The 23,815-nt window shown below is 70.4% G+C and carries 24 protein-coding genes and 1 pseudogene; 12 read left to right on the forward strand and 13 right to left on the reverse strand.

Annotation, left to right across the window (positions count from 1 at the left end):
* Positions 1-11 precede the first annotated feature (11 nt).
* The 3 genes and pseudogenes from ACFOW8_RS24820 to ACFOW8_RS24830 form a co-directional block, all read left to right on the forward strand.
* Positions 12-347 (forward strand): annotated as a pseudogene (locus ACFOW8_RS24820) (type 1 glutamine amidotransferase domain-containing protein); the annotation flags it as partial.
* Between the two features lie 157 nt (positions 348-504).
* Positions 505-825 (forward strand): ArsR/SmtB family transcription factor, encoded by a 321-nt coding sequence (locus tag ACFOW8_RS24825; protein ID WP_378554667.1) that lies wholly within the window; start codon positions 505-507, stop codon positions 823-825.
* Entirely contained in the window at positions 822-1,295 is a 474-nt protein-coding gene (locus ACFOW8_RS24830; RefSeq protein ID WP_378553883.1) for an SRPBCC domain-containing protein, read from the forward strand. Before ACFOW8_RS24825 ends, ACFOW8_RS24830 begins: the two co-directional genes overlap by 4 nt.
* Positions 1,296-1,343: 48 nt before the next feature.
* On the opposite strand, the gene ACFOW8_RS24835 is transcribed toward ACFOW8_RS24830, so the two are convergent.
* Positions 1,344-2,552 (reverse strand): MFS transporter, encoded by a 1,209-nt coding sequence (locus ACFOW8_RS24835; RefSeq protein WP_378553884.1) that lies wholly within the window; start codon positions 2,550-2,552, stop codon positions 1,344-1,346.
* 90 nt (positions 2,553-2,642) lie between these two features.
* Here ACFOW8_RS24835 and ACFOW8_RS24840 point away from each other — a divergent pair, with 90 nt between their 5' ends.
* The gene (locus ACFOW8_RS24840) at positions 2,643-3,230 is read left to right on the forward strand and encodes a helix-turn-helix domain-containing protein (protein WP_378553885.1); all 588 of its coding nucleotides are present in this window, start codon (positions 2,643-2,645) and stop codon (positions 3,228-3,230) included.
* Positions 3,231-3,240: 10 nt separating this feature from the next.
* On the opposite strand, the gene ACFOW8_RS24845 is transcribed toward ACFOW8_RS24840, so the two are convergent.
* Entirely contained in the window at positions 3,241-4,734 is a 1,494-nt protein-coding gene (locus ACFOW8_RS24845) for a multicopper oxidase family protein (RefSeq protein WP_378553886.1), read from the reverse strand.
* 212 nt (positions 4,735-4,946) lie between these two features.
* On the opposite strand from ACFOW8_RS24845, the gene ACFOW8_RS24850 reads away from it, so the two are divergent.
* Positions 4,947-6,092, forward strand: coding sequence for a sensor histidine kinase (locus ACFOW8_RS24850; RefSeq protein ID WP_378553887.1), 1,146 nt, complete (start codon positions 4,947-4,949; stop codon positions 6,090-6,092).
* Positions 6,089-6,721 carry a response regulator gene (locus ACFOW8_RS24855; RefSeq protein ID WP_378553888.1) on the forward strand — a complete coding sequence of 211 codons (633 nt, stop codon included), beginning with the start codon at positions 6,089-6,091 and terminating at the stop codon, positions 6,719-6,721. The genes ACFOW8_RS24850 and ACFOW8_RS24855 overlap by 4 nt, the downstream gene beginning before the upstream one ends.
* 13 nt (positions 6,722-6,734) lie before the next feature.
* Here ACFOW8_RS24855 and ACFOW8_RS24860 read toward each other — a convergent pair whose 3' ends face one another.
* The gene (locus ACFOW8_RS24860) at positions 6,735-7,616 is read right to left on the reverse strand and encodes an amidohydrolase family protein (RefSeq protein WP_378553890.1); all 882 of its coding nucleotides are present in this window, start codon (positions 7,614-7,616) and stop codon (positions 6,735-6,737) included.
* A complete protein-coding gene (locus ACFOW8_RS24865) occupies positions 7,613-8,641 on the reverse strand; it encodes a nucleoside hydrolase (RefSeq protein WP_378554669.1) in 1,029 nt (342 codons plus the stop codon). Before ACFOW8_RS24865 ends, ACFOW8_RS24860 begins: the two co-directional genes overlap by 4 nt.
* Positions 8,642-8,783: 142 nt before the next feature.
* On the opposite strand from ACFOW8_RS24865, the gene ACFOW8_RS24870 reads away from it, so the two are divergent.
* Entirely contained in the window at positions 8,784-10,331 is a 1,548-nt protein-coding gene (locus ACFOW8_RS24870) for an acyl-CoA carboxylase subunit beta (RefSeq protein WP_378553891.1), read from the forward strand.
* Positions 10,332-10,338: 7 nt separating this feature from the next.
* Here the strand turns inward: ACFOW8_RS24870 and ACFOW8_RS24875 are convergent, their stop codons facing one another.
* Positions 10,339-11,553: an FAD-dependent monooxygenase gene (locus tag ACFOW8_RS24875; protein WP_378553892.1), complete on the reverse strand. Its 1,215-nt coding sequence runs from the start codon at positions 11,551-11,553 to the stop codon at positions 10,339-10,341.
* Between the two features lie 104 nt (positions 11,554-11,657).
* On the opposite strand from ACFOW8_RS24875, the gene ACFOW8_RS24880 reads away from it, so the two are divergent.
* Positions 11,658-12,227, forward strand: coding sequence for a TetR family transcriptional regulator (locus ACFOW8_RS24880; protein ID WP_378553893.1), 570 nt, complete (start codon positions 11,658-11,660; stop codon positions 12,225-12,227).
* Between the two features lie 3 nt (positions 12,228-12,230).
* Here the strand turns inward: ACFOW8_RS24880 and ACFOW8_RS24885 are convergent, their stop codons facing one another.
* Complete coding sequence (locus ACFOW8_RS24885; RefSeq protein WP_378553894.1) at positions 12,231-12,848, reverse strand: TetR/AcrR family transcriptional regulator; 618 nt, start codon at positions 12,846-12,848, stop codon at positions 12,231-12,233.
* 105 nt (positions 12,849-12,953) lie between these two features.
* Between ACFOW8_RS24885 and ACFOW8_RS24890 the strand changes: the two genes are divergently transcribed.
* Positions 12,954-15,194 (forward strand): MMPL family transporter, encoded by a 2,241-nt coding sequence (locus ACFOW8_RS24890; protein WP_378553895.1) that lies wholly within the window; start codon positions 12,954-12,956, stop codon positions 15,192-15,194.
* Positions 15,195-15,297: 103 nt separating this feature from the next.
* On the opposite strand, the gene ACFOW8_RS24895 is transcribed toward ACFOW8_RS24890, so the two are convergent.
* Positions 15,298-16,833 carry a CoA transferase gene (locus ACFOW8_RS24895; RefSeq protein ID WP_378553896.1) on the reverse strand — a complete coding sequence of 512 codons (1,536 nt, stop codon included), beginning with the start codon at positions 16,831-16,833 and terminating at the stop codon, positions 15,298-15,300.
* Between the two features lie 49 nt (positions 16,834-16,882).
* Between ACFOW8_RS24895 and ACFOW8_RS24900 the strand changes: the two genes are divergently transcribed.
* Complete coding sequence (locus tag ACFOW8_RS24900; protein ID WP_378553897.1) at positions 16,883-17,143, forward strand: hypothetical protein; 261 nt, start codon at positions 16,883-16,885, stop codon at positions 17,141-17,143.
* On the opposite strand, the gene ACFOW8_RS24905 is transcribed toward ACFOW8_RS24900, so the two are convergent.
* Both ACFOW8_RS24905 and ACFOW8_RS24910 read right to left on the reverse strand, forming a co-directional pair.
* Positions 17,124-17,504 (reverse strand): DUF2784 domain-containing protein, encoded by a 381-nt coding sequence (locus ACFOW8_RS24905; RefSeq protein ID WP_378553898.1) that lies wholly within the window; start codon positions 17,502-17,504, stop codon positions 17,124-17,126. The two genes, ACFOW8_RS24900 and ACFOW8_RS24905, sit on opposite strands and share 20 nt — an antisense overlap.
* A 71-nt stretch (positions 17,505-17,575) precedes the next feature.
* The gene (locus ACFOW8_RS24910; protein WP_378553899.1) at positions 17,576-19,006 is read right to left on the reverse strand and encodes an SDR family NAD(P)-dependent oxidoreductase; all 1,431 of its coding nucleotides are present in this window, start codon (positions 19,004-19,006) and stop codon (positions 17,576-17,578) included.
* 235 nt (positions 19,007-19,241) lie between these two features.
* On the opposite strand from ACFOW8_RS24910, the gene ACFOW8_RS24915 reads away from it, so the two are divergent.
* Complete coding sequence (locus ACFOW8_RS24915) at positions 19,242-19,790, forward strand: TetR/AcrR family transcriptional regulator (protein ID WP_378553900.1); 549 nt, start codon at positions 19,242-19,244, stop codon at positions 19,788-19,790.
* Here ACFOW8_RS24915 and ACFOW8_RS24920 read toward each other — a convergent pair.
* Positions 19,780-20,139, reverse strand: coding sequence for a hypothetical protein (locus ACFOW8_RS24920; RefSeq protein WP_378553901.1), 360 nt, complete (start codon positions 20,137-20,139; stop codon positions 19,780-19,782). The genes ACFOW8_RS24915 and ACFOW8_RS24920 overlap by 11 nt on opposite strands.
* Before the next feature lie 257 nt (positions 20,140-20,396).
* Here ACFOW8_RS24920 and ACFOW8_RS24925 point away from each other — a divergent pair, with 257 nt between their 5' ends.
* Positions 20,397-21,104: a hypothetical protein gene (locus ACFOW8_RS24925; protein ID WP_378553902.1), complete on the forward strand. Its 708-nt coding sequence runs from the start codon at positions 20,397-20,399 to the stop codon at positions 21,102-21,104.
* Between the two features lies 1 nt (position 21,105).
* Here the strand turns inward: ACFOW8_RS24925 and ligD are convergent, their stop codons facing one another.
* The 3 genes from ligD to ACFOW8_RS24940 form a co-directional block, all read right to left on the reverse strand.
* Positions 21,106-22,107, reverse strand: a complete 1,002-nt coding sequence (gene ligD / locus ACFOW8_RS24930; RefSeq protein ID WP_378553903.1) for a non-homologous end-joining DNA ligase — start codon at positions 22,105-22,107, stop codon at positions 21,106-21,108.
* Entirely contained in the window at positions 22,104-23,183 is a 1,080-nt protein-coding gene (locus ACFOW8_RS24935) for an ATP-dependent DNA ligase (RefSeq protein WP_378553904.1), read from the reverse strand. Before ACFOW8_RS24935 ends, ligD begins: the two co-directional genes overlap by 4 nt.
* A gap of 125 nt (positions 23,184-23,308) precedes the next feature.
* Positions 23,309-23,695: a cold-shock protein gene (locus ACFOW8_RS24940; RefSeq protein ID WP_378553905.1), complete on the reverse strand. Its 387-nt coding sequence runs from the start codon at positions 23,693-23,695 to the stop codon at positions 23,309-23,311.
* Positions 23,696-23,815 lie beyond the last annotated feature (120 nt).

Genomic DNA, 23,815 nt, shown 5'->3' on the forward strand with positions numbered 1-23,815 from the left:
AGGGCGGTCCGCTGCAGGGTTTCACCCGCGAGATCTTCGAACGCGGTGGCATCGTTTCCTCGGTCTGCCACGGCTACTGCGGCCTGCTCAACACGAAGCTGTCCGACGGCTCCTACCTGGTCGCCGGACGCAAGCTCACCGGGTTCGCGTGGCAGGAGGAGGTCCTGGCCAGGGTCCACAAGCTCGTGCCCTACAACGTCGAAGCCGAGATGAAGAAGCGTGGCGCGCGATACGAGAAGGCCACGCTGCCGTTCGTCCCCTACGCCGTGGTCGACGGCAACCTCGTGACCGGGCAGAACCCGGGATCGGCCAAGAAGACGGCGAAGGAGATCGCCGCCCGGTTGTGACGAGTGCGGGTCGGCCGTTGACGTCGACGGGACGGCATCGACGACTGGCGCCGCGACCTCATCGTCCTCTCGGGGGTTGCGTTATCCGGGGTCGGCGTGAATACTTAGGTATGTGCCTAAGTATTCACGCGAAGTCGAGGAGGGTGGGTTGGACGCGGTGTTCCGCGCACTGGCCGACCCGACCCGGCGGGCGATCGTCGAGCGATTGGCCAGGGGTCCGGCTTCGGTGTCGGATCTCGCCGAGCCGTTCGGCGTGGCATTGCCCACGATCGTCCAGCATCTGAAAGCCCTGGAGGCGGGGCAGATCGTCAGCTCGGCCAAGCTCGGGCGCGTGCGCACCTATCAGCTGGCGGCGGGGGCCTTCGGGCCCGCGATCGCCTGGCTGAGCCGGCAGCGCCCGCACGCCGAGCGGCAGGTCGACCGGCTCACGGCACTACTCGAAAGAACCGCGAAAAACACCGAGGGAGAACAGCAATGACCGACACCACGACCCGTTCCATCAAGCACGCCCAGTTCACCATCGAGCGCGAGGTACCCGTTGCCCCCGCCGTCGCGTTCCAGGCGTTCGCCGACCCGGCGATCAAGGCCGAATGGTTCGGCGGCGAGGAAGGCTGGGAGCAGGGCGAGGTCGCCGTCGACTTCCGGGTCGGTGGCACCGAGGTCAACGAGGGCACCTTCCAGGGCACCGTGACCTCCCGATTCCTCGCCACCTACACCGATATCGTCGACGACGAGCGCATCGTCTACACCTACGACATGTGGCTCAACGGTGCCCACATCTCCACCTCGGTCGCCACCTGGGAATTCGAGCCGACCGCCGCCGGCACCAAGCTCACCCTCGTCGAATTCGGCGCCCACCTCGACGGCCACGACACCGGCGCACAGCGCGAGGAAGGCACCCGCGAGCTCGTCGACAACCTGGTGAACTACCTCAGCAGCAGGGCGTGACGGTCGCCGCGAACGTCCCGAACTCGCGGTGGCATCCGGGACGGCGGGTCACCGCGCCGGCCTGCTCCGGTCGGCGCGAATGATCGGCAGTGCGACGATCGCCAGCCCGGCGCCGATCACGCAGACCGAGGTCAGTGCCGCCCCGGCGGCGAGCGGGAGTGCGGCGAGCACCGGCGTGCCACTGATGCCGAGCTGGAACGCCGACACGGTGGTCGCTCCCGCCAGTGTCGGTGCCGCGCCCGCGATGGCGAACACCCGGCTGTAGAGCGCGGGATTGAGCACGAACGCCGCGATCCCGAGCAGGAACACGACGGGCACCACCCAGGCCGACGTCATCGTCACGGCGAGTACCAGCGACAGCAACGCGATCGCGCTCGCGCCCGCACCGAGTGCGAGATGCGGTCGCCGGTCGGCGATTCGCCCACCCATCCAGAGTCCGGCGAACGCGCCGATGCCGAACAGGGCGAGCACGGCCGGGATCCATACCCCGGCCAGGCCGGTGATGTCGGCGAGCATGGCCGCCAGGTAGTTGAAGGTGATCATGTACCCCGCGGTCGTCAGGATCGTGATCGCGTAGATGCCCCACAGTTTCGGGGTGCGCATCGTCCGGAGCTCGCCGCGCACATCCGGCTTCGCTGCCCCGCCGGAATCCGCTGCCGCCGCGGGGATTCCGAGCAGGCATCCGGCGATGCCGGCCAGCGTCAGCAGCACCACCACCCAGAATCCGCCGCGCCAGCCGGTGAAGTGGCTGAGCAGCGTGCCCGCCGGACCTCCCGCCACCATCGCGACGCTCAGTCCGCTCACCACCACCGCGGAGGCGCGCGCCGTACGGTCCGGCGTCACCATGCCGACGGCGGTGACGGTCGCGACCGCGAAGAACCCCGCGTAGGCGACACCCGAGACCACCCGGGAGATCAGGAGCACCTCGTAACCGCCGAACAGCCCGACCGCGATACTCGCCGCGAACACCGTCTGGGTGCCGAGCAGCGCGGTGCGCCGTGGCCAGCGCAGGCTCAGCACCGCCAGCGGTGGCCCACCGAACACCACGCCGAGCGCGAACGCGGTGATGAGCAGACCCGCCGCCGACAGCGGGACACCGAGGTCGGCGGCCACCTCCGGGAGCACGCCCGCGAGCAGGAATTCCGCTGTGCCCATGGCGAACAGGCTGAAGCCGAGCAGATACACCCCGGCGGGCAACCTGCCACCCCGGCTCGGCGCCGGTGTCGATCTCGTCGCAGTATCCGTTGTTTCGGTCATTCGGATCACCTCCGCGACGAGCGTCGGCGACCGCGTGCTGTTTCAGCAAAGAACGTTGCCGAAACGGGGACGGGTTGGTGAACTGGTCCCATGCAGCATCAGCCCAGTATCAGCGCGGTGATCGAACAGATCGCGCCCCGGTTGCGCCGCGCCCGCGAGCGGCGCGGCCGCAGCCTGGCCGAGCTGTCCCGGCTCACCGGCCTGTCGACAAGCACCTTGTCGCGGCTGGAATCGGGGCAGCGCAAGCCGAGTCTCGAACTGGTCCTGCCGGTCACGGTCGCGCTCGGGGTCCGGCTCGACGAGATCGTCGCCGCACCACGCCTGCTCGAGGCCGGCGTGCCGCCGCAGCCGCGCAGAGCGGAGGGCCCGACAGTGATCCCGCTGTCCCGGCAGCAGGGTGGGCCGCGCGCCTACAAAATGATCATGCCCGCCACCGATGGCGAGCCCGCTCCCCGCTCCCACGACGGCTACGCCTGGCTGTTCGTCCTGCGCGGCAGGCTGGGGGTGCGGCTGGGCGAGCGTGAGTTCGTGATGGGAGCAGGCGAGGTGGCGGAGTTCGACTGCCGGATTCCGCACTGGTTCGGCGCCGCCGACGGCCACGCCGCCGAGATCCTGAGCCTGTTCGGCGCGCACGGCGAACGCATCCATGTGCGGGCCCGCGGCGCGGTGCCGGGGTGACGGGCCCCGCTCACCCGTGGTCCATCCCCGCCATCGCCATCGCGCGCGGTGTCGCGCTCATACCGGGCGCGAGAACCAAGAACTGACCCATCATGCCCTGGTCCTCGTGATGGAGCAGATGGCAGTGGTACATGTACGGGAACGTGGGGTCGGTGTGGTCGGCGAAACGCATGGCGAGGGTGTAGGTGACCCCGGAGCTGGTGTAGACGGTGTCCTTCCAGCCGGCCAGGGCGGGCGGTGGCGGGGCGCCGTCGACGGTGAGGATCTGGAACTGCACATCGTGGATGTGGAAGTTGTGCGGCCAGTTGTCGTGGTTGCGGACCTGCCACACCTCGATGGTGTCGACGGGCACGGTGAGGTCGATGCGGTTCATGTCCATGCGCTGGTTGTTGATCATGAACCACTGCAGGTCGAAGGTCCTGGTCGGTGGGGTGTGCGCGGGGACGAGCGGTGCCAGCGGAATCAGCGACGTCGGTAGTGCGGGGGAGGAGCGCAGATCTGCCGCGGCGCGCAGCTCGAGCAGGTCGAAGGTGTCGTCGAAGCCGAACTCGGCCGCACGGTCGATGCCGGCCCGGTCGGTGATCGGCAGCGAGCGCAGCACGGCGGTCTCGCCGGGCCGCAGCGTGACCACCAGCTCGGCGCGTTCACCCGGGCTGAGCTGGAGTCGCCGCAGTTCGACGGGCTCGGGGAGCAGGCCACCGTCCGTCGCGATCAGCGCGAACGCGCGGTCGTCGGCGAACGCGAGGTTGTAGAGCCGCCCCGGCGACCCGTTGAGCACCCGCAGCCTGACCCGCTCCGTTCCCACCGCGAGATGCGCACCCGCGATGCCGTTGGTGACGATGGTGTCGCCGAGCAACCCGATATCGGTGGGATCGGATTCGTCGATCTCCCCGGCGGGGGTGAACCGGCGGTCCTGCAGCACGAGGGGAATGTCGTCCACCCCGTAGTCGTCGGGCAGCCCGAGCGCGTCGGCCGCGTCGTCGTCGATCAGGAAGAACCCGGCGAGCCCGCGCTGGACGTGCTTCTCGGTGGCACCGTGCGGATGCGGGTGATACCAGAGCGTGGCGGCCTGCTGCCCGATCGTCCAGGACGGGCGCCACACCGCGCCGGGCGCGATCATCTGATGCGGTCCGCCGTCACTCGCGGCGGGCAGGTGCATACCGTGCCAGTGCACCGAGGTCGCCTCCGGCAGCGTGTTGGTGATGGTGAACTCGACCTGCTCGCCGCGGCGTGCCCGGATGGTCGGACCGAGAACCGACCCCGAGTAGCCCCAGGTGGGGGTGGACCGGCCGGGCACCATCTCGGTGCTGCCGGCCCGCGCGTCGAGGGTGAACCGGCGGACGCCGTCGGTGCCGACCGCCGACGGCAGCAGCGGGGGGATCGGCAGCGGCCGGGTGGCAGGCCCCGGACCGGATGTCGGCGTCGAGGTCCCGCCCGCGCAGCCGACCGCGAAGGCCGTCGGGACCAGGACCGAACCGAGGAGAAAACCTCGCCGCGAAACCACTATGCGCTCCTTGCGTCTGGGGAACCTCCAGCCTTGCCGGACCGCGGCAGGCGCGGCCCGGCCGCGAGGTCGGCGACCACGGCCCGGATTCCGGCCGTCGGACGGTTGCCGGCACCCGGTTGCTGTGCTAGCGCAGCCTGCCTCCAGGTCTTCGCTTGCCGTCCCGTGCGGTGATCACCGGGCGCGCACGAGAGGTCGCATACCGTGGACGGGTGATCGACATCGGCGCCACCCGCCTCCGGCCACTGCTGCGCTGGCTTCCACTCGTCGTGACGCCGGTGCTGCTGCTGGCGAGCACTTATCCCGGGCTGTACCGTGTCCCGCCGCACTACTGGGTGCTCGCGATAGCCGCGGCGGTGGTGTTCGGCGCCGGGGCGCGGTGGCCGCTGGCGGTGTCGCTGGTGGTCTCGGCGCTGGCGGTGCCGATGCTGCGTACCCCGGCATGGGGCGTCTCCGGGCTGGTGCCCTATCTGGGTGCGGTGGCGCTGGTCGACGTCGTCGCGCGAACCAGGGGGCGCGCGACGGTGTGGGTGGCGACGGCCGGGTGGGCGGCCGCGGTGGCGCTCGGGCAGACTTCGGCGCACGACACCTCCGTCGGGCGGGCATCCACCGTCGTCGAGGCGATGGCCTATGTCGGGCTCCCGCTGCTACTCGGGCTGTACCTGCGCGGGCAGCGTGACCTCGCGGAGAATCTGCGCCTGCGCGCGGCCGAAGCCGAGGCACGCACCAGGATCGACGAACGCGCGGCCGTGGCCCGCGAGCTGCACGATGTGGTCGCCCACCACATGGCCTCGATCATCCTGCGGGTCTCGGTGGCCGGGCGGGTGATCCGCGACGCCGACCCGCGGGTGATCGCGGTGCTCGACGACGTCCGCGGTACCGCCGCCGCGGCACTCGCCGACATCCGCCGCTTCCTCGCGGCACTGCGCGACCCCGCACTCGGCTCCGTCGCCCTGGTCGAAGCCGAAGCGGTGGACACCGAGATCGCGGCCGCGGTGAACCGGGCAAGGGCGGCCGGGTTCACCGTGACCACCGAGATCGACCCGCTGCCGGTTCCGCTCGACGCGATGAGCAGGCTCACCCTGGTGCGGGTGGTCCAGGAATCGCTGACCAACGTCATGAAACACGCGGATCGCGCGGTGGCGGTGCGCGTGCGGGTCGGCGCATCCGACGACGGCATCACCCTCGAAGTGCGCAGCGGCGGACCGGCCGGTGCCGCGGGGCCGGGGCACGGCGTGGTCGGAATGCGGGAACGCGTCGCGCTGGCAGGCGGCACTGTGACCATCGGCCCGCAGGACGGGCAGTGGGTGGTGCGCGCCTGGCTCCCCGCGGTCGCGAGCGAGGTGGCGGCGTCGTGATCACGGTCTTGCTGGCAGACGACCAGCGGCTGGTCCGTGCGGGTCTGCGGATGCTCATCGACGACACCGACGATCTGACCGTGGTCGGCGAGGCCGCCGACGGGGTCGCGGCGGTCCGCAGATTCGCCGAGCTCAGCCCCGACCTCGTCGTCATGGACCTGCGGATGCCCGGCCTCGACGGTGTCGCCGCGACCCGGCAGATCCTGGCCCACTCCGCCCGCGCGAAAGTGCTGGTGCTCACCACTTTCGACGACGACGAGCACCTGTTCCCCGCGCTCGCGGCAGGCGCCGCCGGCTATTTCGTCAAGGACACCGACCCCGAGGTCCTGCTCGACGCCATCCGGCGCACCGTCGAGGGCGACCTGCTGTTCTCGCCCGCGCTGCTGCGCCGCGTGGTCGACCGTGCGCTCACCGTGCCCGCACCGCCGGTCGCCGCACCCGACCTCACCGCGAGAGAACTCGATGTCCTACGGCTCCTCGTACAGGGCGAGGGCAATCAGGCGATCGCCGACCGGTTGCACCTGGGTGTGAGCACGGTGAAAGGGCATATCGCGAATCTCCTGGACAAGACCGGCACCGACAATCGGGTACGGCTGGCGGTGTATGCCTCCAGGCTGCTCGAGTCCTGAGCTCGCAGCGGGGTCAGCGCAGGTCGAACAGGGCGACGGCGTTGTCGTGGCACACCTGACGCAGCCAGTCCGGCCCGAGGTCGAGCCGTTCGAGCGCCTGGACGGCCTCGGCGTAGGAGTACGGGATATTCGGGAAATCGCTACCGAAGAGGATGCGATCACCGAAGCGGCGCAACCGATCCCGTTCCGCGGGCGGGAACGGGGCACCCGATTCGCTGAAGTCGGTCCACACCATCGTGGTGTCCAGCCGTAGCAGCGGGTATTGCTCGGCCAGATCGAGGAATTCGGTGTATTCGGGGGTGCCCATGTGCGCGATGATCAGGCGCAGTCCAGGAAACCGCCGCAGGAGTTCGGCGATGGGCTCGGGTCCGGTGAATTCGCCGGGGGCGGGCCCGGATCCGCAGTGGATCAGCACGGGGACACCGGTTTCGGCGAGGATCGCCCAGACCGGGTCGAGCAGTGGATCCAGGGGCGAGAAGGCACCGACCTGGATATGCACCTTGAACACGCGCGCGCCGTTGGCGATCGCGGCCCGCACGTAGTCGGGGGCGGTCGGCTCCGGGTAGAAGGTCGCGGTGTGCAGGCAGTCCGGGGTGCGGGCGGCGAAATCGGCGGTCCACTCGTTGAGCCAGGCCGCCATCTGCGGCTTGTGCGGGTACACCAGCGACGTGAACGCGCGAACACCGAAGTCGCGCAAGGTCTTCAGCCGTACCTGCTCGTCATCGCGATAGGTGATCGGCCACGGCCGGCCGGTGAGCGGACCGGCCTGATCGAAGTACGCCCATACCTTGCGCATCACCTGATCGGGCATGAAATGGGTGTGCACATCGACGATCGCGGGCAGCGCGAGGCGCCGCCGGAAGTCGGCGAGATAGGCGACGGTGTCGACGGTCATGCGGGCGGCTCCGGGTACAGGCGGCGCGCGTAGGCGCCGACGCGGGTGATCAGTCGGTCGAAGAACACGGCGGGATCGGTGCCGACGGCGATGTCGGCATTGGGCTGCCTGCCCCACATACCCGCCCAGTCGGCGACCGTGGTCGCCCTGGTGATGGTGCCTGCCAGTTCGACATCGACGGTCGCGGGCCTCGTGGTGACCAGCGCAGGGTCGAGCGCGACGGCCGCCGCGAAGGGATCGTGCATGTGGGCGAGATAGCCGAGGTCGTAGCCGTGGTGGAAGTCGAAGTAGAAGCGCACCGCGTCGACCAGATAGCGGAGCACCGGATTGCTCGCCGCCGAACGCCATGCGGCGCCCTGGCCGGCGGCGGGCAGTTCGACCGGCGCGCTGCCCGCGGCCTCGGCCAGCCGGGCCAGATGCGCGGGCCGCATCTCGATGGTCTCGGTGATGTCGAGCGCGCACACCAGCGGCCTGCGCTGCGGCGGCGCCGCCGAGAACGCGTCGAAGACCTCCTTGGCGGCCTCCGGATCGACGTGGATGTTCCATTCGTTGGTCGGCGTGGTGTTGCCCGGATGCTGGAACGCACCGCCCATGATCACCAGCCTGCCGAGCAGCCGGGGCAGTTCCGGTTCCAGCCGCAGGGCCAGCGCGAGATTGGTGAGCGGCCCGGTGCACAGGCCGATCGCACCCGGATGCGCCCTGGCCAGCTCGGCCCACATCCTGGCCGCGGACCGACCCGACAGCGCACGCGCCGAGACCGGCAGCTCGGCGTACCCGAGCCCCTGCGGGCCGTGGGTGTCCTCGGTGGTGCGCAGCGGAATCGCCAGCGGTCCGTCCGCGCCTGCCGCGACCTCGATCTCGCCTGCGCCACCCAGATCCAGCATGGCCAGGGTGTTGGCGGCCACCTGCGCGGTGCCGACATTGCCCGCGGTCGCCGCGATCCCGAGGATCTGCGCCTCGGGTGAGGCCAGCAGGTACAGCAGCGCCAGCGAGTCATCGATTCCGGTATCGACGTCGAGGATCATCGGCTGCGGCACAGCTCGAGGGTAACCGGGCCGGATTCGCGTCGTGTCGCTGACCGTGGCGCGGTCGGTGGCGCCCGGTCGATTACTCTCGCAGAGAGATTTGCAGACCGGTAGCTCAACACTTGGCGAAGGTAGGTGCATCTTGACGGGGTCGACCGCCGCGAAATTGGCGCAGTTGCGCAAGAATCTGGCCGCAGCACAGGAACCGGCGGGCGACGTCGGTGTCGCCAAACGCGCCGCCAAGGGCATTCCCAGCCCGCGCGAGCGCATCGGGATGCTGCTCGACCCCGGCAGTTTCGTCGAGATCGGGGCGCTGGTGCGCCAGCCCGGCGTGTCCGACAGCCTCTACGGGGACGGCGTCGTCACCGGGCACGGCGCGGTCGACGGACGGCCCGTGGTGGTCATCGCGCACGACCAGACCGTTTTCGGTGGCTCGGTGGGGGAGATGTTCGGCCGCAAGGTCGCCAAGGCCATGGACCTGGCCGCGGAGATCGGCTGCCCGTTCGTGGCGATCAACGACTCCGGCGGCGCCCGCGTACAGGACGCGGTCACCTCGCTCGCCTGGTACGCCGCGATGAGCCGACGCCAGCTCAGGCTCTCCGGTGTCGTGCCGCAGGTGTCGATCATGCTGGGCAAATGCGCGGCGGGCGCGGTGTACGCGCCGATCAACACCGACGTGCTGATCGCGACCGAGAACGCCTACATGTTCGTCACCGGGCCCGAGATCATCCGCGAGACCACCGGGGAGGAGGTGACCCTGGAGGAACTCGGCGGCGCGTACAACCAGGCGAACAACGGCACCATCCACCATGTCGCACCCGACGAGCGTGCCGCGTTCGACTGGGCCAGGAACTACCTGAGCTTCATGCCGTCGAACTGCTTCGACCAGCCTCCGGTGCGTAACCCCGGCCTCGAACCCGACCGCACCGACTCCGACCGCGAACTCGACAGCCTGATCCCCGACTCCGACCGCGCCGGGTACGACATGTACGACGTGCTGCTGCGGATCTTCGACGACGGCGAACTCCATGAGGTCGGGGAGTCGGCGGCGCGCAATCTGATCACCGGATTCGCCAGGGTGGACGGACGTAGCGTCGGCGTGATCGCCAATCAGCCGCTGGTGTTCAGCGGCGCGATCGACGCCAGGTGTTCGGACAAGGCCGCGCATTTCATCCGGTTGTGCGACGCGTTCGGGCTGCCGCTGGTGTTCGTCGTCGACACGCCCGGTGTGCTGCCTGGTGTGGAGGAGGAGAAGATCGGCGTCATCAAACGGGGTGGGCGCTTCTTCTACGCGGTGGTGGAGGCTACGGTGCCGATCGTGACCGTGGTGGTGCGCAAGGCCTACGGCGGTGGGTACGCGGTGATGGGCTGTAAGCAGCTCGGCGGTGACATCAACCTGGCCTGGCCGACCGCGCGGATCGCGGTGATGGGTGCCGAGGCCGCGATCGGGCTCACCCAGCGCAGACAGCTCGCCGCGGTGCCTGCGGACCAGCGCGACACCGTGCGGCAGCAGATGGTCGACTACTACAACACCGCCGTCGCCACGCCGTGGACCGCGGCCGAGCGCGGCTATATCGACGCGGTGATCGAGCCGTCGCGGACTCGGCTAGAGATCCGCAAGGCTTTGCAGCTGCTGCGGGACAAGCGCGTCGAGCAGGGGCCGCGCAAACACCACCTCATTCCGCTGTAGCGGGGAATCAGCACTCCGGCAGGGCGAAGTCATCGGTGTGGCCGAAGTAGATCCGCTTGGTGAGTGGCCGCATCGGGCGCGACATCATGATCCGCACGTTCAGTCTCGCCAGTGCCGTCATCAGCCGGGTGTTCGGCAGCATCATCGCCACACTGCCACCCGGAATGTCCTTGGTCGTGGCGAGGAACGGCATGATGGCATCCTGGTAGCGCTGCTGCGCGCCGCCGAGATCGCCGGGGGTCGCGGCGATCTCGGCGGCGAGCAGGTACGCGCCGACCAGCGCGGTCGCCGTGCCCATCCCGCTCAGGGGTGAGCCGCAGGAGCAGGCGTCACCGATCAGCGTGACCCGGCCCCGCGACAGCGCGGGCACGTCGACCCGGATCAGCTCGTCGAAATAGAAGTCGGTGGTTGATTCCATCGCCGCCAGTACCGCGGGCGCGTGCCAGCCCGCGTCGGCGAATGCGGTGCGGATCAGTGCCCGCTGCGCGTCGGGGTCGCGGCGCAGGGCCGGGTCTGGGGCGGCCCGCACGGTGAGGATGGCCTTGCTGGTGGCCGGGTTCCGGTCGGGCCGGATGCCCATCATCGCGCCGGGAACCATCCGCATGGCGAACCAGCCGGGTTCGATATCGGCGGGGCTCGGCATCGTGAAGAAGGCGCCGTAGCCGCCGAGCGGGGTGGCGAACTCGCTTTCCGGGCCGAACGCGAGGGCTCGGGTAGCGGAGTGCACGCCGTCGGCGCCGATCACCAGGTCGAACCGTGCGTTGGGGCCGGCGGTGAAGGTGACCTCGACACCGGTGCCGTCCTGGTCGATCCGCTCGATCCGGTCGCCGTAGCGGTAGTCGAGATGCCCGGCGTCGGCGGCGGCCACCGCGTCGAGCAGGACCTGGTTCAGATCGCCGCGGGTGATCTCGATGTCGGCGACCGCCCCGCGGCCGTCGAAATCCGCCATCGCCATCCGGGCGTAGATCGCGCCGTCGCCGTCCACATAGGACATGCCGCGCTCGTCGAGCTGGTACTGCGCGATCGCGTCGAGCAGGTCCATCCGCTCGGCAGCCGCCTTGCTCGGGCCGCGCAGGTCGACCGCCTGCCCGCCCGGCCTCGGCGCGGTGGCGCGCTCGACCACCGTCGTGCGAATCCCGTTGCGCAGCAGCTGTAGTGCGACCGCATTTCCCGCGATCCCGCCGCCGGCGACCAGGACGTGCGGGGAGCTGGAGGTGCTCATGAGGTTTCCCATCGTGAAGAACGAATGTCTAAGACGTATGTCTAATCCACATTCGCACGAATGTCTAGTACAAACGTCTTAGACGTTCGGGCTACGCTCGGGACATGGGAAATCGGGAAGATCTGTTGGCGGGGGCGCGCAAGGTCATCATGGAGCGCGGTGTGGCCAAGGCGACCGCCCGTGATATCGCCGCCGCGGCTGGGGTGAGCCTGGCCGCCATCGGCTATCACTTCGGCTCGAAGGAACGCCTGGTCACCGAGGCGCTGAGCGAGGCGCTCGGCACCGCGATCGGCGATGCGATGGACGACCTCATCGCTGACGGCGCCGGTGGGTCACCGCTGGCTGGATTCATCCGGTTGTGGAACGCCATGCCCGCCGTCTTCGCGGCCAATCACGAAGCCATGCTGGCCAGCCTGGAGAACATCGTGCGGATCGTGCGTTCGGACGAGGCGCGAGCCCAGCTGGGCGATCAGCTCGGTGCCGCGTGGGCCGATCTCGCGGCGAACGTGCGCGCCGCGCATCCCGACCTCGACGCCGCGCAGGCCGAGGCCATCGGCAGGCTGTACTTCGTGCTCGCGCAGGGACTGGGTGTGCTGTGGCTGCTCGATCCGGGAAAGGCGGCGGCCGACGGCGATCAGATGGCCGAGGCTGTCAGGGCGATCGTGGGCGAATAACGCTCAGCCCGCACCGATTTCGGTGAGATAGCCGCGGACCGCGCGCTTGGTCTCGCTGATCAGCGCGGTCCGTTCCGGCTCGTCGACGGTGACGATCGCCGGGGTCATGCCGCGCACGATCTGCACCGCGACCGCCGCGCTGCGGCGGAGGTCGGCGGGTGGGTGGTCGTCGGGAAGGCGGGCGGCGAGCACGGCCTCGACCCGGCCGAGCACGGCCTCCTGGAGTGGCTTGGTGCCCGCGGCGAGGTCGGCGGGCATCTCGGGGCTGCCGAAGAGGGCCTTGGCGCCCGGGTTGTCGAGATTGAACGCGATGAGCGGGTCGAGGATCCGGTCGACCAGCTCGTCGACCGGCAGGCCGGCCGCGTCGTCGATGCTGAAGGCCGAGGAATGCGCGGCGCGGAACTGGTCGACCAGGCGGGCCGACAAGGCCTCGGCGATCGCGGATTTGTTGCCGAAGAACTGGTACAGCGAGCCGGGCGAGATGCCCGCTCTGGCGGCGATGGCATTGGTCGAGGTCGCCGCGTAGCCGAGCTCGCCGAACAGCTCCAGCGCCGCGTCGAGGATCTGCGCCATCCGTTGTCTGCCGCGCTCCTGGCGCCGCACTGCTCCGGCCTCGGCCACTGGTCCTCCGGCGTCGTCGTTGACAAATACGAGAGGTTGCTCGTATTTTCGAATTTGCGAGACATCGCTCGCGTTTTCGACGTTAGCAGACACATCGGAGTTCCCATGCCCGTACTGCACCGGCTCGGCACCCTTCTAGCGCACCGGCCCAAGCCGGTCCTGCTCCTCGGCCTGTTACTCACCCTCGTGCTCGCCGTCGTCGGATCGGGGGCGATGGGCGAGCTGATCCTCAACCGGTGGGAGGCGCCGGGTACGGAATCGGTACGCGCCCAGGAGGTGCTGCAGCGCGACTTCCACACCGGCAATGCCAATCTCATCCTGCTGATCACCGCCGAACACGGCACGGTCGACGACACCGCCGTCGCCGCGGCCGGAACCGCGCTCACCGAGGAGTTGCGCGCGGACCGCGCCATCACCGACGCCTGGTCCTACTGGACCGAGGACGCCGATCCGACCATGCGCAGCACCGACGGTCGCCAGGCGGTGGTGCTGGCCAATGTCGCAGGCGACGCCACTGCCGCGCGCGCCGAGATCGGCGAACGGCTGCTGCCCGGCTTCACCCGCGCCGACGACCTGGTCACGGTCCAGGTGGCGGGGGCGGAGGCCGCCTCCAGCCAGATCAGCAGCAGGGCGGCCCAGGACTTTCTGCGTGCCGAGATCATCATCATCCCGCTGCTCGTGCTGTTGCTGCTCGGGCTGTTCCGGCGGTTCCGGCTCGCGGTGAGCACCCTGGCCGTCGGGCTGTTCGCGGTGTTCGCGACGCTGGCCGCGCTGCGACTGCTGGCCCAGTTCACCGAGGTGTCCACGTTCGCCGCGAACATCACCCTCGTCATGGGTATCGGTCTCGGCGTCGACTACTGCCTGTTCGTCATCGCCCGCTTCCGGGAGGAGCTCGGGCACGGTGCCGAGGTGCCCGACGCGGTGGTCACCGCGGTGCGGTCGGCGGGCCGCACGGTGCTGTTCAGCGCGGGCACCGTGGCCGCCGCGCTGGCGGTGCTGCTGGTGTTCCCGTACTCGTTCCTGCGGTCGTTCGCCTATGCCGGGGTGCTGGTGGTGGTGATGGCCTCGATCGGGGCGCTGGTGCTGTTGCCCGCCGTGCTCGCGGTACTCGGTCACCGGGCGCTGCCGCGGCGCGCGCGTCCGGCTCGGCCCGCCGAATCCGGCTTCTGGTACCGCTTCGGCGGACTGGTGATGCGCCGTCCCGTCGCACTCGGGCTGGCCGGGCTGGTGCTGGTCGGCCTGCTCGCGGCACCGGCCGCGGGTCTGCGGATCGGCCTGCCCGACGATCGGGTGCTGCCGCCGACCGCGTCGACCAGACAGGCCTACGACGAGTTGCGGGCGAATCTGCCCACCGAGCCCAACGACGCCATCCAGTTCGTCGCGCCGGACGGTGGTGCGGTGCCGGTTGCGGAGGTGGGTCGCTACGCGGCCGCGCTGTCGGCGATCGACGGTGTCGCCCAGGTGAATTCGACCGCGGGCGTGTACGTCGACGGACAGTGGACCAGGGACGCGCCACGGCCGGAACGGCTCCGCGGCGACACCGGACTGCGGCTGGAGGCCGTGCCGGAGCGGGAGGTCCTGGCCGGCACCGAGGTGCCCGCGTTCGTCGGTGCGCTGCGCGCGGTGCCCGCGCCGTTCGACGAGGTGCTCGTCGGTGGGTATCCCGCCGAACTCGCCGACTTCCGGGCGGTGCTCACCGAGCGTATTCCGCTCGTCGTGCTGTTGATCGCCGCGGTGACCTTCGCGGTGCTGCTGTTGATGTCGGGTAGCGTCCTGCTGGCGGTGAAGGCGATCGTGCTGAACCTGCTCGGCCTCGCGGTGATGTTCGGGGTCCTGGTGTTCGTGTTCCAGAACGGTGCCTTCGCCGAGGTGCTCGGCTTCACCCCGATCGGCACGCTCGATCCCGCGTTCCCGATCCTGCTGTTCTGCGTGGCCTACGGGCTGTCGATGGACTACGAGGTGTTCCTGCTGTCCCGGATCATCGAGCGCTACCGCGCGACCGGCGACAATCGTCGCGCGGTGCTGGAGGGCCTGCAGCGCGGTGCGCCGGTGGTGACCGCCGCCGCGCTGATCCTGGCCGTGTCGTTCTCGCTCTACGCCACCGGTCAGGTGATGTACCTGCAGATGCTCGGCCTCGGCATAGCCGTGGCCATCGCGGTCGACGCCACCGTGATCCGCGCCGTCCTCGTCCCGGCGTTCATGCGCCTGGCCGGGCGCGCCAACTGGTGGGCACCCGGACCGATCGCGAAGTTCGCGCAGCGGTGGGATCCGCACGGAACGGACGCGGTCGCGGGTGCCAAGGCTGATCCGGCCCGCACCCCGGCGATGGAGATCGGCAGACCGTGACGGAGCGGCTCGGCCGGGACGGACGGATGTCTGTGGCTCGGCTCGTGACGCGAGACATGGCGGTTCGACCCGGCCGGTGCGGCGTCGCGAACTCAGGACGCGATCAGTGGTCCGGCCAGTCCGGCACGGCCGAACCGTAGGCAGGCGCGGGGTGCGGGTAGTCGGGATGATCGGGGAAAGCCGGTGCGGCGGTGCGGGTGTCGCCGTGGCGGACGGTGACAGCTGGATCCGGTGCCGTGGCGCTCGGGTGGTTCGGGGTGCGGGCGCCCGCGGCGAGCAGCCAGGACGCGGTGCGGGCCAGCGCTACCCGGACCTCTCGACCGCGGCCGTCCTCGGCGCCCAGGCGCAGGGCGTCGATGACGCCCGCGGCGAGCAGGTAGCCGGAGCCGTGGTCGAGCGCCTGGGCAGGCAGTGCGCCGGGCCGGTCGGTGGTGCCTTCGATCAGGGCGATACCGGAGGCGGCCTGCACGATGCTGTCGAAACCGCGCCGAGCACCCCACGGTCCGGTCTCGCCCCAGGCCGAGACCCTGGCGTGGATCAGGCCGGGGTGGTCTGCGGTGTCGACTCCCGCCGCGGCCAGCGCGCCCGGCCGATATCCGGTGACCAGTACGTCGGCCTCGGCGAGCAGGGCGGCGAAGACCGCTGGATCGGTGCGCAGGTCGAGCAGCGTGGACCGTTTGCCCTGGCAGGTGTCACGGAACTGCCAGTCGATCTCGGACAGCCACGGCGGATCGACGCGCAGCACGTCGGCGCCGAGCAGGGCGAGGGTGCGGGTGGCGACCGGGCCGGCGAGGACCCTGGTGAGATCGAGGACGCGAATCCCGAGCAGCGGTCGTTCGGTGGTGAGCGGCTGCCGTGCCGAGTGCCGGATGCCGTTCGCACGCCCGCTGGTGTGCCACCGCGGATGAGACGGCGTGCCGCGCGACGCGGTGTCCGGCACCGGTCCCTGCCCGCTGTCGACGGCGAAGCCCTGCTGATCACCGCCGCCGGATGCACCGTCGACGGTGGACCCCGCGCCCACGGGTCGGGCGAGCGGGCGCACGGCTTCGGCGGCGGTCGTCTCGAACACCGCGGCCGGCGGGTCGATGGCGACCAGCGGACCGACGGCGGCGGCGCGGCCGGGCGCGCTCGATGTCCACTCCTGCTCGGTGCGCACCCGGACCGCGATGGCGTCATGACCGGCGGCGAGCTCCTCGACCTCGGCCGCCGTCAAGCGTGCGAAGAGCGCCGCCGCCGCTGCGGCGCTCGCGTCGACGGGCAGGCCGACAGCGGCAGCCAGGCGGTCGCGATGGTGCGGATAGTTGGCGTGGGTGCGGATCCAGCCGTCGGCGGTGCGGAAGAAGCCGGACAGCTCGGCGAAGATGTCGGGCGCGTGTCCGTCGCGCAGGAACAGCCGTTCGCTGCCGAACGCGGCGGCGATGCGTGCCGGGTCGAGCCGGACCGGTGCGGTCGGCAGCCCGGCGGCGACGCGGAACCGGTTCGCGGCGCGGGCCACCGTGGCCACCGATCCGGCGGCCAGCGCCCACACCGGTAGCGTGGCAGCCAGCCGGGCACCGGGATCGGGCTCGTCGGCCGATGCCGACGGCGGGAACCCCAGTCCGGACTCGTAGGCGTGTACGAGCTGGCGCGGGGTGGTCATGTCGCTCAGCCTATCCGCGAAGATCCACGGTGAGGAGTGTGATGTCGGCGTGAATACCGCTGCGACGGAGTGGGTTCGGGTGCTGCGCGCCGAGCGTGCCGCCCGCGTGCGGCTCGTGTGTTTCCCGCCGGGTGGTGGCTCGGCCGCCGCCTACCGCGACCTGGCCGGGCACCTCGGACCCGCCCAGGCCGAGCAGTGGCAGGCCGTCACCACCGGGCCGTTCCACCTCCGGACCTACCCCGGCGGACACTTCTACCTGGACGAACAGCCGACGGCCGTAGCCGAGGAGATCACGCGGCACCTGAGCTGAGCCGGCGCTGCCGGTGCGACAGCCGCAGATAACCGGCCCACGACACGAGCACCGTGGCCGCGGCGAGCAGCTGCACGGCGCCCAGCGCGCTGTCCGGGTAGAGCACGCCGGTCAGATAGTGGTCGATGAACCCGGCCTCGGGCAGCGGGGCCACCCCACCGCGGATCCGCGCCCAGTTCTCGGCGTAGGTCAGCGGGCAGTCGAACCCGATCAGGATCGTGCCGAACCCCCACGCCACCGCAAGCAGATGCAGACCGATGGTCCGTGGCCACCGCCACGCCAGAAAGCCACCGGCGACCACGTACGCGATGAACGCGACGTGGGTGACGGCGATCAGATCGGCCAACACCGGGAACGGCACAACTCCAGGATAGGGACCGGATCAGCGAACTTCGATCGTGCTCGACATTCCGGTTCGGCAACGCCGGCGTCTCACCAGGGGGAGGGCCGGTAGTCCTTGAGGAAGCAGCCGTACAGGTCGACGCCGTTCTCGCCCTGCACGATCGGGTCGTACACCCTGGCGGCGCCGTCGACCAGATCCAGCGGCGCGTGGAAACCCTCCTCGGCCAGCCGCACCTTCGTGTAGTGCGGGCGCTCGTCGGTGATCCAGCCGGTGTCCACCGCGGTCATCAGGATCGAGTCGGTTTCGAACATCTCCAGCGCGCTGGTGCGGGTGAGCATGTTCAGCGCCGCCTTGGCCATGTTCGTGTGCGGATGGCCCGGCCCCTTGTAGCCGCGACCGAACTGGCCCTCCATCGCCGAGACGTTCACCACGTACTTGCGCCGCCCCGCCGCGGCCGCCAGCGCCGGCCGCAACCGTGACACCAGGATGAACGGCGCCACCGAATTGCACAGCTGCACCTCGAGTAGTTCGGTGGCATCGACCTCGGCCACCGTCTGCACCCAGCTGTTGGTGTGCGCGAGATCGGGGACGAGCCCGCCCGCGTCGATCGCCACTCCCGCCGCGATCCGCTCCGGGGTGGCCGACCCGGCTACGAGCGCCAGCTCGGCGACCTCGGCCGCCGACAACGACGGAGTGAGCGAGGCGGTCAGCGCGGTGGGATGGGCCTGCATGGTCTTGCCGAAGGTGACCATCTCCGGCAGCGCGCCCGCAGGCAGCGGCGCGCTCTCCGCGTCGACCAGCGCGCTGTAGGCGCCCGCCGAACGGCGCACGGTCTGGGCGGCGTTGTTGATCAGGATGTCGAGCGGGCCGTGGGCAGCCACATCGTCGGCGAGCGCGACCACCTGGGCCGGATCGCGCAGATCGATGCCGACGATGCGCAGCCGGTGCAGCCAGTCGGCGCTGTCCTCCATCGCGGCGAAGCGGCGGATCGCGTCGTTGGGGAAGCGCGTGGTGATGGTGGTGTGCGCGCCGTCGCGCAGCAGCCGCAGCGCGATGTACATGCCGATCTTGGCGCGGCCGCCGGTGAGCAGGGCGCGCTTGCCCGTGAGATCGGTGGTGGCATCGCGCTTGGCGTGACTGGCGGCCGCGCAGTCCGGGCACAGCTGGTGATAGAACGCGTCGACCTGGGTGTAGCGCTGCTTGCAGATGTAGCAGGGCCGCGCGCGCAGCAGGGTGCCCGCGCTGGCTCCGGTACTGGCCGAGCTGATCGGGATGCCCGCGGTCTCGTCGTCGATCCGCTGCGGCGACCCGGTGGCGGTGGCCGCGATGACCGCGCGATCGGCGGCGGCGACCTGCTCCCTCGCCTCCACCCGGCGGCGCTGCTTGAGCTTCTTGAACATGTGCCCGACGGCGCGCTGCACGGCGATCGAATCGGGGTGGTCTTTCTCGAGTTGCCCCGCCTGCTCCAGTACCCGCAAACAGGTCGCCAACTCGGCCGGATCGATCGTGTTCTCGGTCATCGGGGCGCGCGGCATTCCTTCGTGCGGGTGCGGGGGACGACACACATTGTCGCATTGGCCGCCCGGCCGACCCGCTGGGTATCGTGGTGGACCGCCGTCGCAACCGTGCGGCAGCCACCGATCCCGACGGAGCAGCCCGATTTCCCCGCTCGACAGCGATACCGCAGACGCGCCGCGCCGGCGCAGGCTCGAACCCGACGAGCGACGCGCGCAGATCCTGGCCTGTGCCATCGACATGTTCGGGGAACGCCCGTACGCGGCGGTGTCGACTGCGGAACTCGCCCAGCGCGCCGGCGTGGCCCGCGGGCTGATCAACCACTACTTCGGCAACAAGCGCGATCTGTATCTCGCGGTGGTGCGGCGCATGGTCACCCTGCCGCGGGCCGACAAGGTCGCCATTCCCGCAGGCACCCCCGGTGAGCGGGTCGACGCGATCGTCACCTGGCTGCTCGACACCATCGCCGAACACGGCACCACCTGGGTGAAGGTCACCAGCCACGAGGGCGTCGGCGACGACCCCGAGGTGCAGCAGATCCTCGATCAGGCCGATGACGCCGCGGCCGAACGCATGCTGATGATGATCGGCCGCGCCGACATGGCAGACAGTGCACAGTTGCGCGCACTGGTCCTCGCCTACGCGGGACTGGTCAAGGTGGCGGGCCGCGAATGGATCACCCGCGGCACGCTCACCCGCGATCAGGTGCACCGGTTGCTGACCGACACGCTGCTCACCGTGATCACCGAGACCATGCCGAGCGTGGAACCGCGCGCGGTCAGGCGCTGAGGCTGCGCCGCCCGGTATCCGGCAGCGCGATCTCGCGCACGCTGTAGCGCTGTGGCCCGATATGGCCCGGCGCGTGGCCGCTGCGTCCGTAGGCGAGCTCGATCTGCTCCTCGCGTCGATGCTCGAACCAGAGGCCGCCGATGCCGCCGAGCAGGAAGACGGCGGTGGCGATCCCGGCCAGCACCGCCCACCCGGCATGCCCGGAGCCTGCCGCGACGAGCGCACAGGCCAGGCCGATGACGCCGATCGCGCACGCGATGATGCCGGGCACGTTGTAGTCGTCGGCGAGTAGATCCCCGGCCTGGGCATGCCAGCCGGGACGGTCTGCGGGGGTGGTGCTGCCTGCCATCGGGTTCTCCTCGCGGGCTCGGAACGCGCGCTGTGGTCCGCTTGATGACCAGCATGGACCCGGATCGCGTCGGCGGGCAAAGGTGTTTGCCGGTTCGTTACCCGTGTCGATCCCCCTGGATCGGGCGCGGGCCCGCGCTGCGGGCGTTTGCCGTTTGTCCTGAACAACGGGCCCCGAGTCCCTATCCTCGTCGCGTAACCCGGTGCCGCATGATGTTCGTTTCCGCATCGGGGGGATCGGAGAGGGACCCGGGGTTGATGGCACGGTACGACGAATGGGACGACGACCCCGTGGACGAGCGCGACGACCGGCGCTGGAACGGGCAGCGGTGGCCGCAGGTCGGCGAGGACGACGGCGGGCAGGCGTCAAGGGGCGGGGACCGGCCGCGCGTGAATCCGTATGCGATGGTCGCGCTCGCCGCCGCACTGGTCCTGCTGTTCCCGATCGCCATCGTCTTCGGTCTGCTGGCGTACGGGCATCCGCGTGGCCGCGGGATCGCGACCTTCGCCCTGCTGCTCGGCCTCACCGAGGTCGCCGCGGTCGCTACCGTCGGGCTCGTCCTGTTCGGCGGTCTCGACCTCGACGTGCCGAGGCTGGCGCAGGAACCTGCGACGACGGTCACCTCGGTGGCGACCACGGTGCCCTCGCAGGGCGCGCCGACGGCCACCGGCACCGTCCCGGTGGTGAGCCCGGCCACCACCGGAGTCGTGGAGAAGGGCACGCCGTGTGCGGCGGACCGGGTGGGCCTGCTCGGCGTCGCCGCCGACGGCGCCACTCTGCTGTGCCTGCGCGTCGACGGCGACTACACCTGGTCGGGCCCGTTCACGGTCTCGGGCTCCTATTACACCGAGGGCGCCCGCTGTGATCCCTCGGTCGCCAAATCCGGCCGCACCTCGGAGAATCGCGCCCTGGTGTGCGAGGGCACCCAGGGCGCGACCACCTGGGTGCCCTGGACGACCGAGTAGCTCAGCCGCCCTTCTTGGCCCGGCTCGGCTGCACGCGCGGTGGTTCGTTGGGCATCTTCGGATACTGCGGCGGCCACGGTGCGTCCATGAGGCCTGCGGCCATATCGCGCTCCGACATGGCCAGCAGTGGTTCGATGGACTGCGGGGTGCGGTCGGCCCACGGGTCGCCGCCGGCGGCGAGCCTGGCAGGCACGGTGGCGAGGGTGAGTTCGTCGGGGACGACGGCATCGAGCTCCGCCCACGCGATCGGGGTGGAGACCTGTCCGCCGACCTTGGGGCGCACGGACCAGGCGCCGAACACGGTCTTGTGCGGCGCGTTCTGATTGAAGTCGACGAACACCCGCGTGCCGCGCTCCTCTTTCCACCACTGGGCGGTGATCTCCTCGGGGTAGCGGCGCTCGAGCTCCCTGGCCAGCGCGACCGCGGCCGCCCGCACCTGGTAGCCGTCCCAGCGTGGTGCCAGCGCGGCGTAGATGTGCAGCCCGCGTGACCCCGAGGTCTTGATCCGGCTGTCGATGCCGAGCTCGCCGAGCAGGTCGCGGGTGCGTACCGCGGCGCTGCGCAGCTCGTCGAAACCGATGCCAGGGGAAGGGTCGAGGTCGATGCGCAGTTCGTCGGCGACGGTCAGATCCGGGACGTGATTGGGCCAGACGTGAAAACCGAGACAGCCCTGGTTGACCGCCCACAGGATGTGGGAAAGATCGTGGGCGACAAGCGCGTCGCTGGTGGTGCCGTTGGGCGTGGACACCTCCACGGTCCGCAGCCAGTCCGGCGCCGACGCGGGCACCCGCTTCTGGAACCAGGACTTGCCCGACGCGCCGTCCGGATACCGTTCCAGCAACAGCGGTCGACCACCGATCACGTCGAGCAGCGGTCCGGCGACGGCCTGGTAGTAGCGCACCAGGTCGAGCTTGGTCTCGCCCCGCTTGCTGAAGTAGACCTTGTCGGGGTTGCTGATCGTCAGGGTACGGCCGTCGACCTCGAGCTCCGCGCCCGCGCTCATCGGGCGCCGCCGAAGATCGCATCCAGCTCGGCCGGGGCGACCTCGTCGAGCTGGGCGTAGGTGCACGAGTCCGGCGTGCGGTCGGACCGGAACCGCACCAGCCTGCCGCCGTGCCGGAACCGCCCCGACTGCACGTGTTCGTAGCGCACTTCCGCCACCAGTTCGGGCCGTAGCGGCTCCCAGGACAGATCCTTGCCGCCGGTCCACCGGCTCACCCCGCCCGGCATCTTGCCCCCGGCGGTGGCCTGGGCCATGGCGTCGGCCCAGTCGCGCCACGGGTGGTCGGCCAGGGCGTTCTCCCGCAGCGGGGCCAGCTCGCCGAGCAGCTCCCTGCGCCTGGCCGCGGTGAAACTCGACGCCACTCCGACGTGGTGCAGATTGCCCGCGTCGTCGAACAACCCGAGCAGCAGCGAGCCGACGCCCTCGCCGTCCTTGTGCATCCGGTAGCCCGCGACCACGCAGTCGGCGGTGCGCTCGTGCTTGATCTTGAGCATCACCCGCTTGTCCTGCAGGTACGGCAGGTCGTCGGATTTGGCCATCACCCCGTCGAATCCCGCGCCCTCGAATCGGGTGAACCAGTCCTGCGCCACCGCGGGATCCTGGGTGATCGGGGTGAGATGGATCCGGCCCGGTGCCGCGTCGAGCAGCTTCTCCAGCTCGGCGCGGCGGGTACCGAACGGCTCGCCGGTCAGGTCGCGCTCGCCGACCGCGAGCAGATCGAAGGCGACGAAGCTGGCCGGGGTCTCGGCGGCCAGCTTGTCGACCCGCGAGGCCGCCGGGTGCAGCCGCTGCTGCAAGGTGTCGAAATCGAGGCCGTGCTCGGTGACCACCACGATCTCGCCGTCGACGACGCAGCGGGGCGGCAGTGCGGCGCGCAACAGCTCGACCAGTTCGGGGAAGTACCGGGTGAGCGGCCGGTCGTTGCGGGAACCCAGTTCGATCTCGTCGCCGTCGCGGAACACGATGCAGCGGAAGCCGTCCCATTTGGGCTCGTAGCTGAGGCCGGGGTCGCGGGGTAGCGACGGTGTCGACTTGGCCAGCATCGGGCGCACGGGCGGCAGCACCGGTAGATCCATCCGATCCTCCTCGCGGGTGGGTTCACCCGTGTCGACGGCGCGAGCACACCGGATTCATCGGTGCGGGATCGATCGTAGGGCGCCCCACCGACACGGGTGCGGATCCCGGCGCCACGGTGTCGCCGTCAGCTGTCGAGCCAGCCGTGCTCGTCGGCGAAGGTGGTGAACCGGTCGCGGATGGTGATGATCTCGGCCGCGGTGAGCGCGGGGGACGCGTCGAGCAGCAATTCGGTGATCTGCCGGCGCATCTCCTCAGGACCGAGCCGCCCGCCCGGCCGCTCCTTGCGGACTTTGGGGGCGGTCGTCGGGTGGCCTACGGCGGTCAGGTTGATCGCCTTCGGGCCGCGATCGCCCTCGGTGACCTCGAACTCGAACATCCTGCCCTGGCGCAGCTCGTCCTCGTCGAGGCCGATGTCGTTGACGTGGACGAACACATCGGGCCCGCCGTCGTCGGGCCGGATGAACCCGAAACCCCGTGACCCGTCGAACGACACCAATTTCCCGATGGACACCGACCTGCTCCTCGCTCCGCTTCCCCGAGCCACTCTAACGCGGCTTTTGGGCGTTTTTCCGGGAAAGGGCGAGACGCCGGATCCCGCGCTTCTCGGCGCGGCCGACCCGACGGAGCCCGG

It is taken from the genome of Nocardia rhizosphaerae (assembly GCF_042650365.1).
Lineage (GTDB): Bacteria > Actinomycetota > Actinomycetes > Mycobacteriales > Mycobacteriaceae > Nocardia > Nocardia rhizosphaerae.

Excerpts from the sequence above, each read along its gene's own strand:
- ligD (WP_378553903.1), bottom strand. The coding sequence starts at position 22,107 with ATGAGCGCGGGCGCGGAGCTCGAGGTCGACGGCCGTACCCTGACGATC.
- ACFOW8_RS24890 (WP_378553895.1), top strand. The coding sequence starts at position 12,954 with ATGCCCGTACTGCACCGGCTCGGCACCCTTCTAGCGCACCGGCCCAAG.
- ACFOW8_RS24840 (WP_378553885.1), top strand. The coding sequence starts at position 2,643 with ATGCAGCATCAGCCCAGTATCAGCGCGGTGATCGAACAGATCGCGCCC.
- ACFOW8_RS24910 (WP_378553899.1), bottom strand. The coding sequence starts at position 19,006 with ATGACCGAGAACACGATCGATCCGGCCGAGTTGGCGACCTGTTTGCGG.
- ACFOW8_RS24865 (WP_378554669.1), bottom strand. The coding sequence starts at position 8,641 with ATGATCCTCGACGTCGATACCGGAATCGATGACTCGCTGGCGCTGCTG.
- ACFOW8_RS24860 (WP_378553890.1), bottom strand. The coding sequence starts at position 7,616 with ATGACCGTCGACACCGTCGCCTATCTCGCCGACTTCCGGCGGCGCCTC.
- ACFOW8_RS24835 (WP_378553884.1), bottom strand. The coding sequence starts at position 2,552 with ATGACCGAAACAACGGATACTGCGACGAGATCGACACCGGCGCCGAGC.
- ACFOW8_RS24830 (WP_378553883.1), top strand. The coding sequence starts at position 822 with ATGACCGACACCACGACCCGTTCCATCAAGCACGCCCAGTTCACCATC.
- ACFOW8_RS24895 (WP_378553896.1), bottom strand. The coding sequence starts at position 16,833 with ATGACCACCCCGCGCCAGCTCGTACACGCCTACGAGTCCGGACTGGGG.
- ACFOW8_RS24915 (WP_378553900.1), top strand. The coding sequence starts at position 19,242 with ATGTTCGGGGAACGCCCGTACGCGGCGGTGTCGACTGCGGAACTCGCC.
- ACFOW8_RS24925 (WP_378553902.1), top strand. The coding sequence starts at position 20,397 with ATGGCACGGTACGACGAATGGGACGACGACCCCGTGGACGAGCGCGAC.
- ACFOW8_RS24935 (WP_378553904.1), bottom strand. The coding sequence starts at position 23,183 with ATGGATCTACCGGTGCTGCCGCCCGTGCGCCCGATGCTGGCCAAGTCG.
- ACFOW8_RS24920 (WP_378553901.1), bottom strand. The coding sequence starts at position 20,139 with ATGGCAGGCAGCACCACCCCCGCAGACCGTCCCGGCTGGCATGCCCAG.
- ACFOW8_RS24875 (WP_378553892.1), bottom strand. The coding sequence starts at position 11,553 with ATGAGCACCTCCAGCTCCCCGCACGTCCTGGTCGCCGGCGGCGGGATC.
- ACFOW8_RS24880 (WP_378553893.1), top strand. The coding sequence starts at position 11,658 with ATGGGAAATCGGGAAGATCTGTTGGCGGGGGCGCGCAAGGTCATCATG.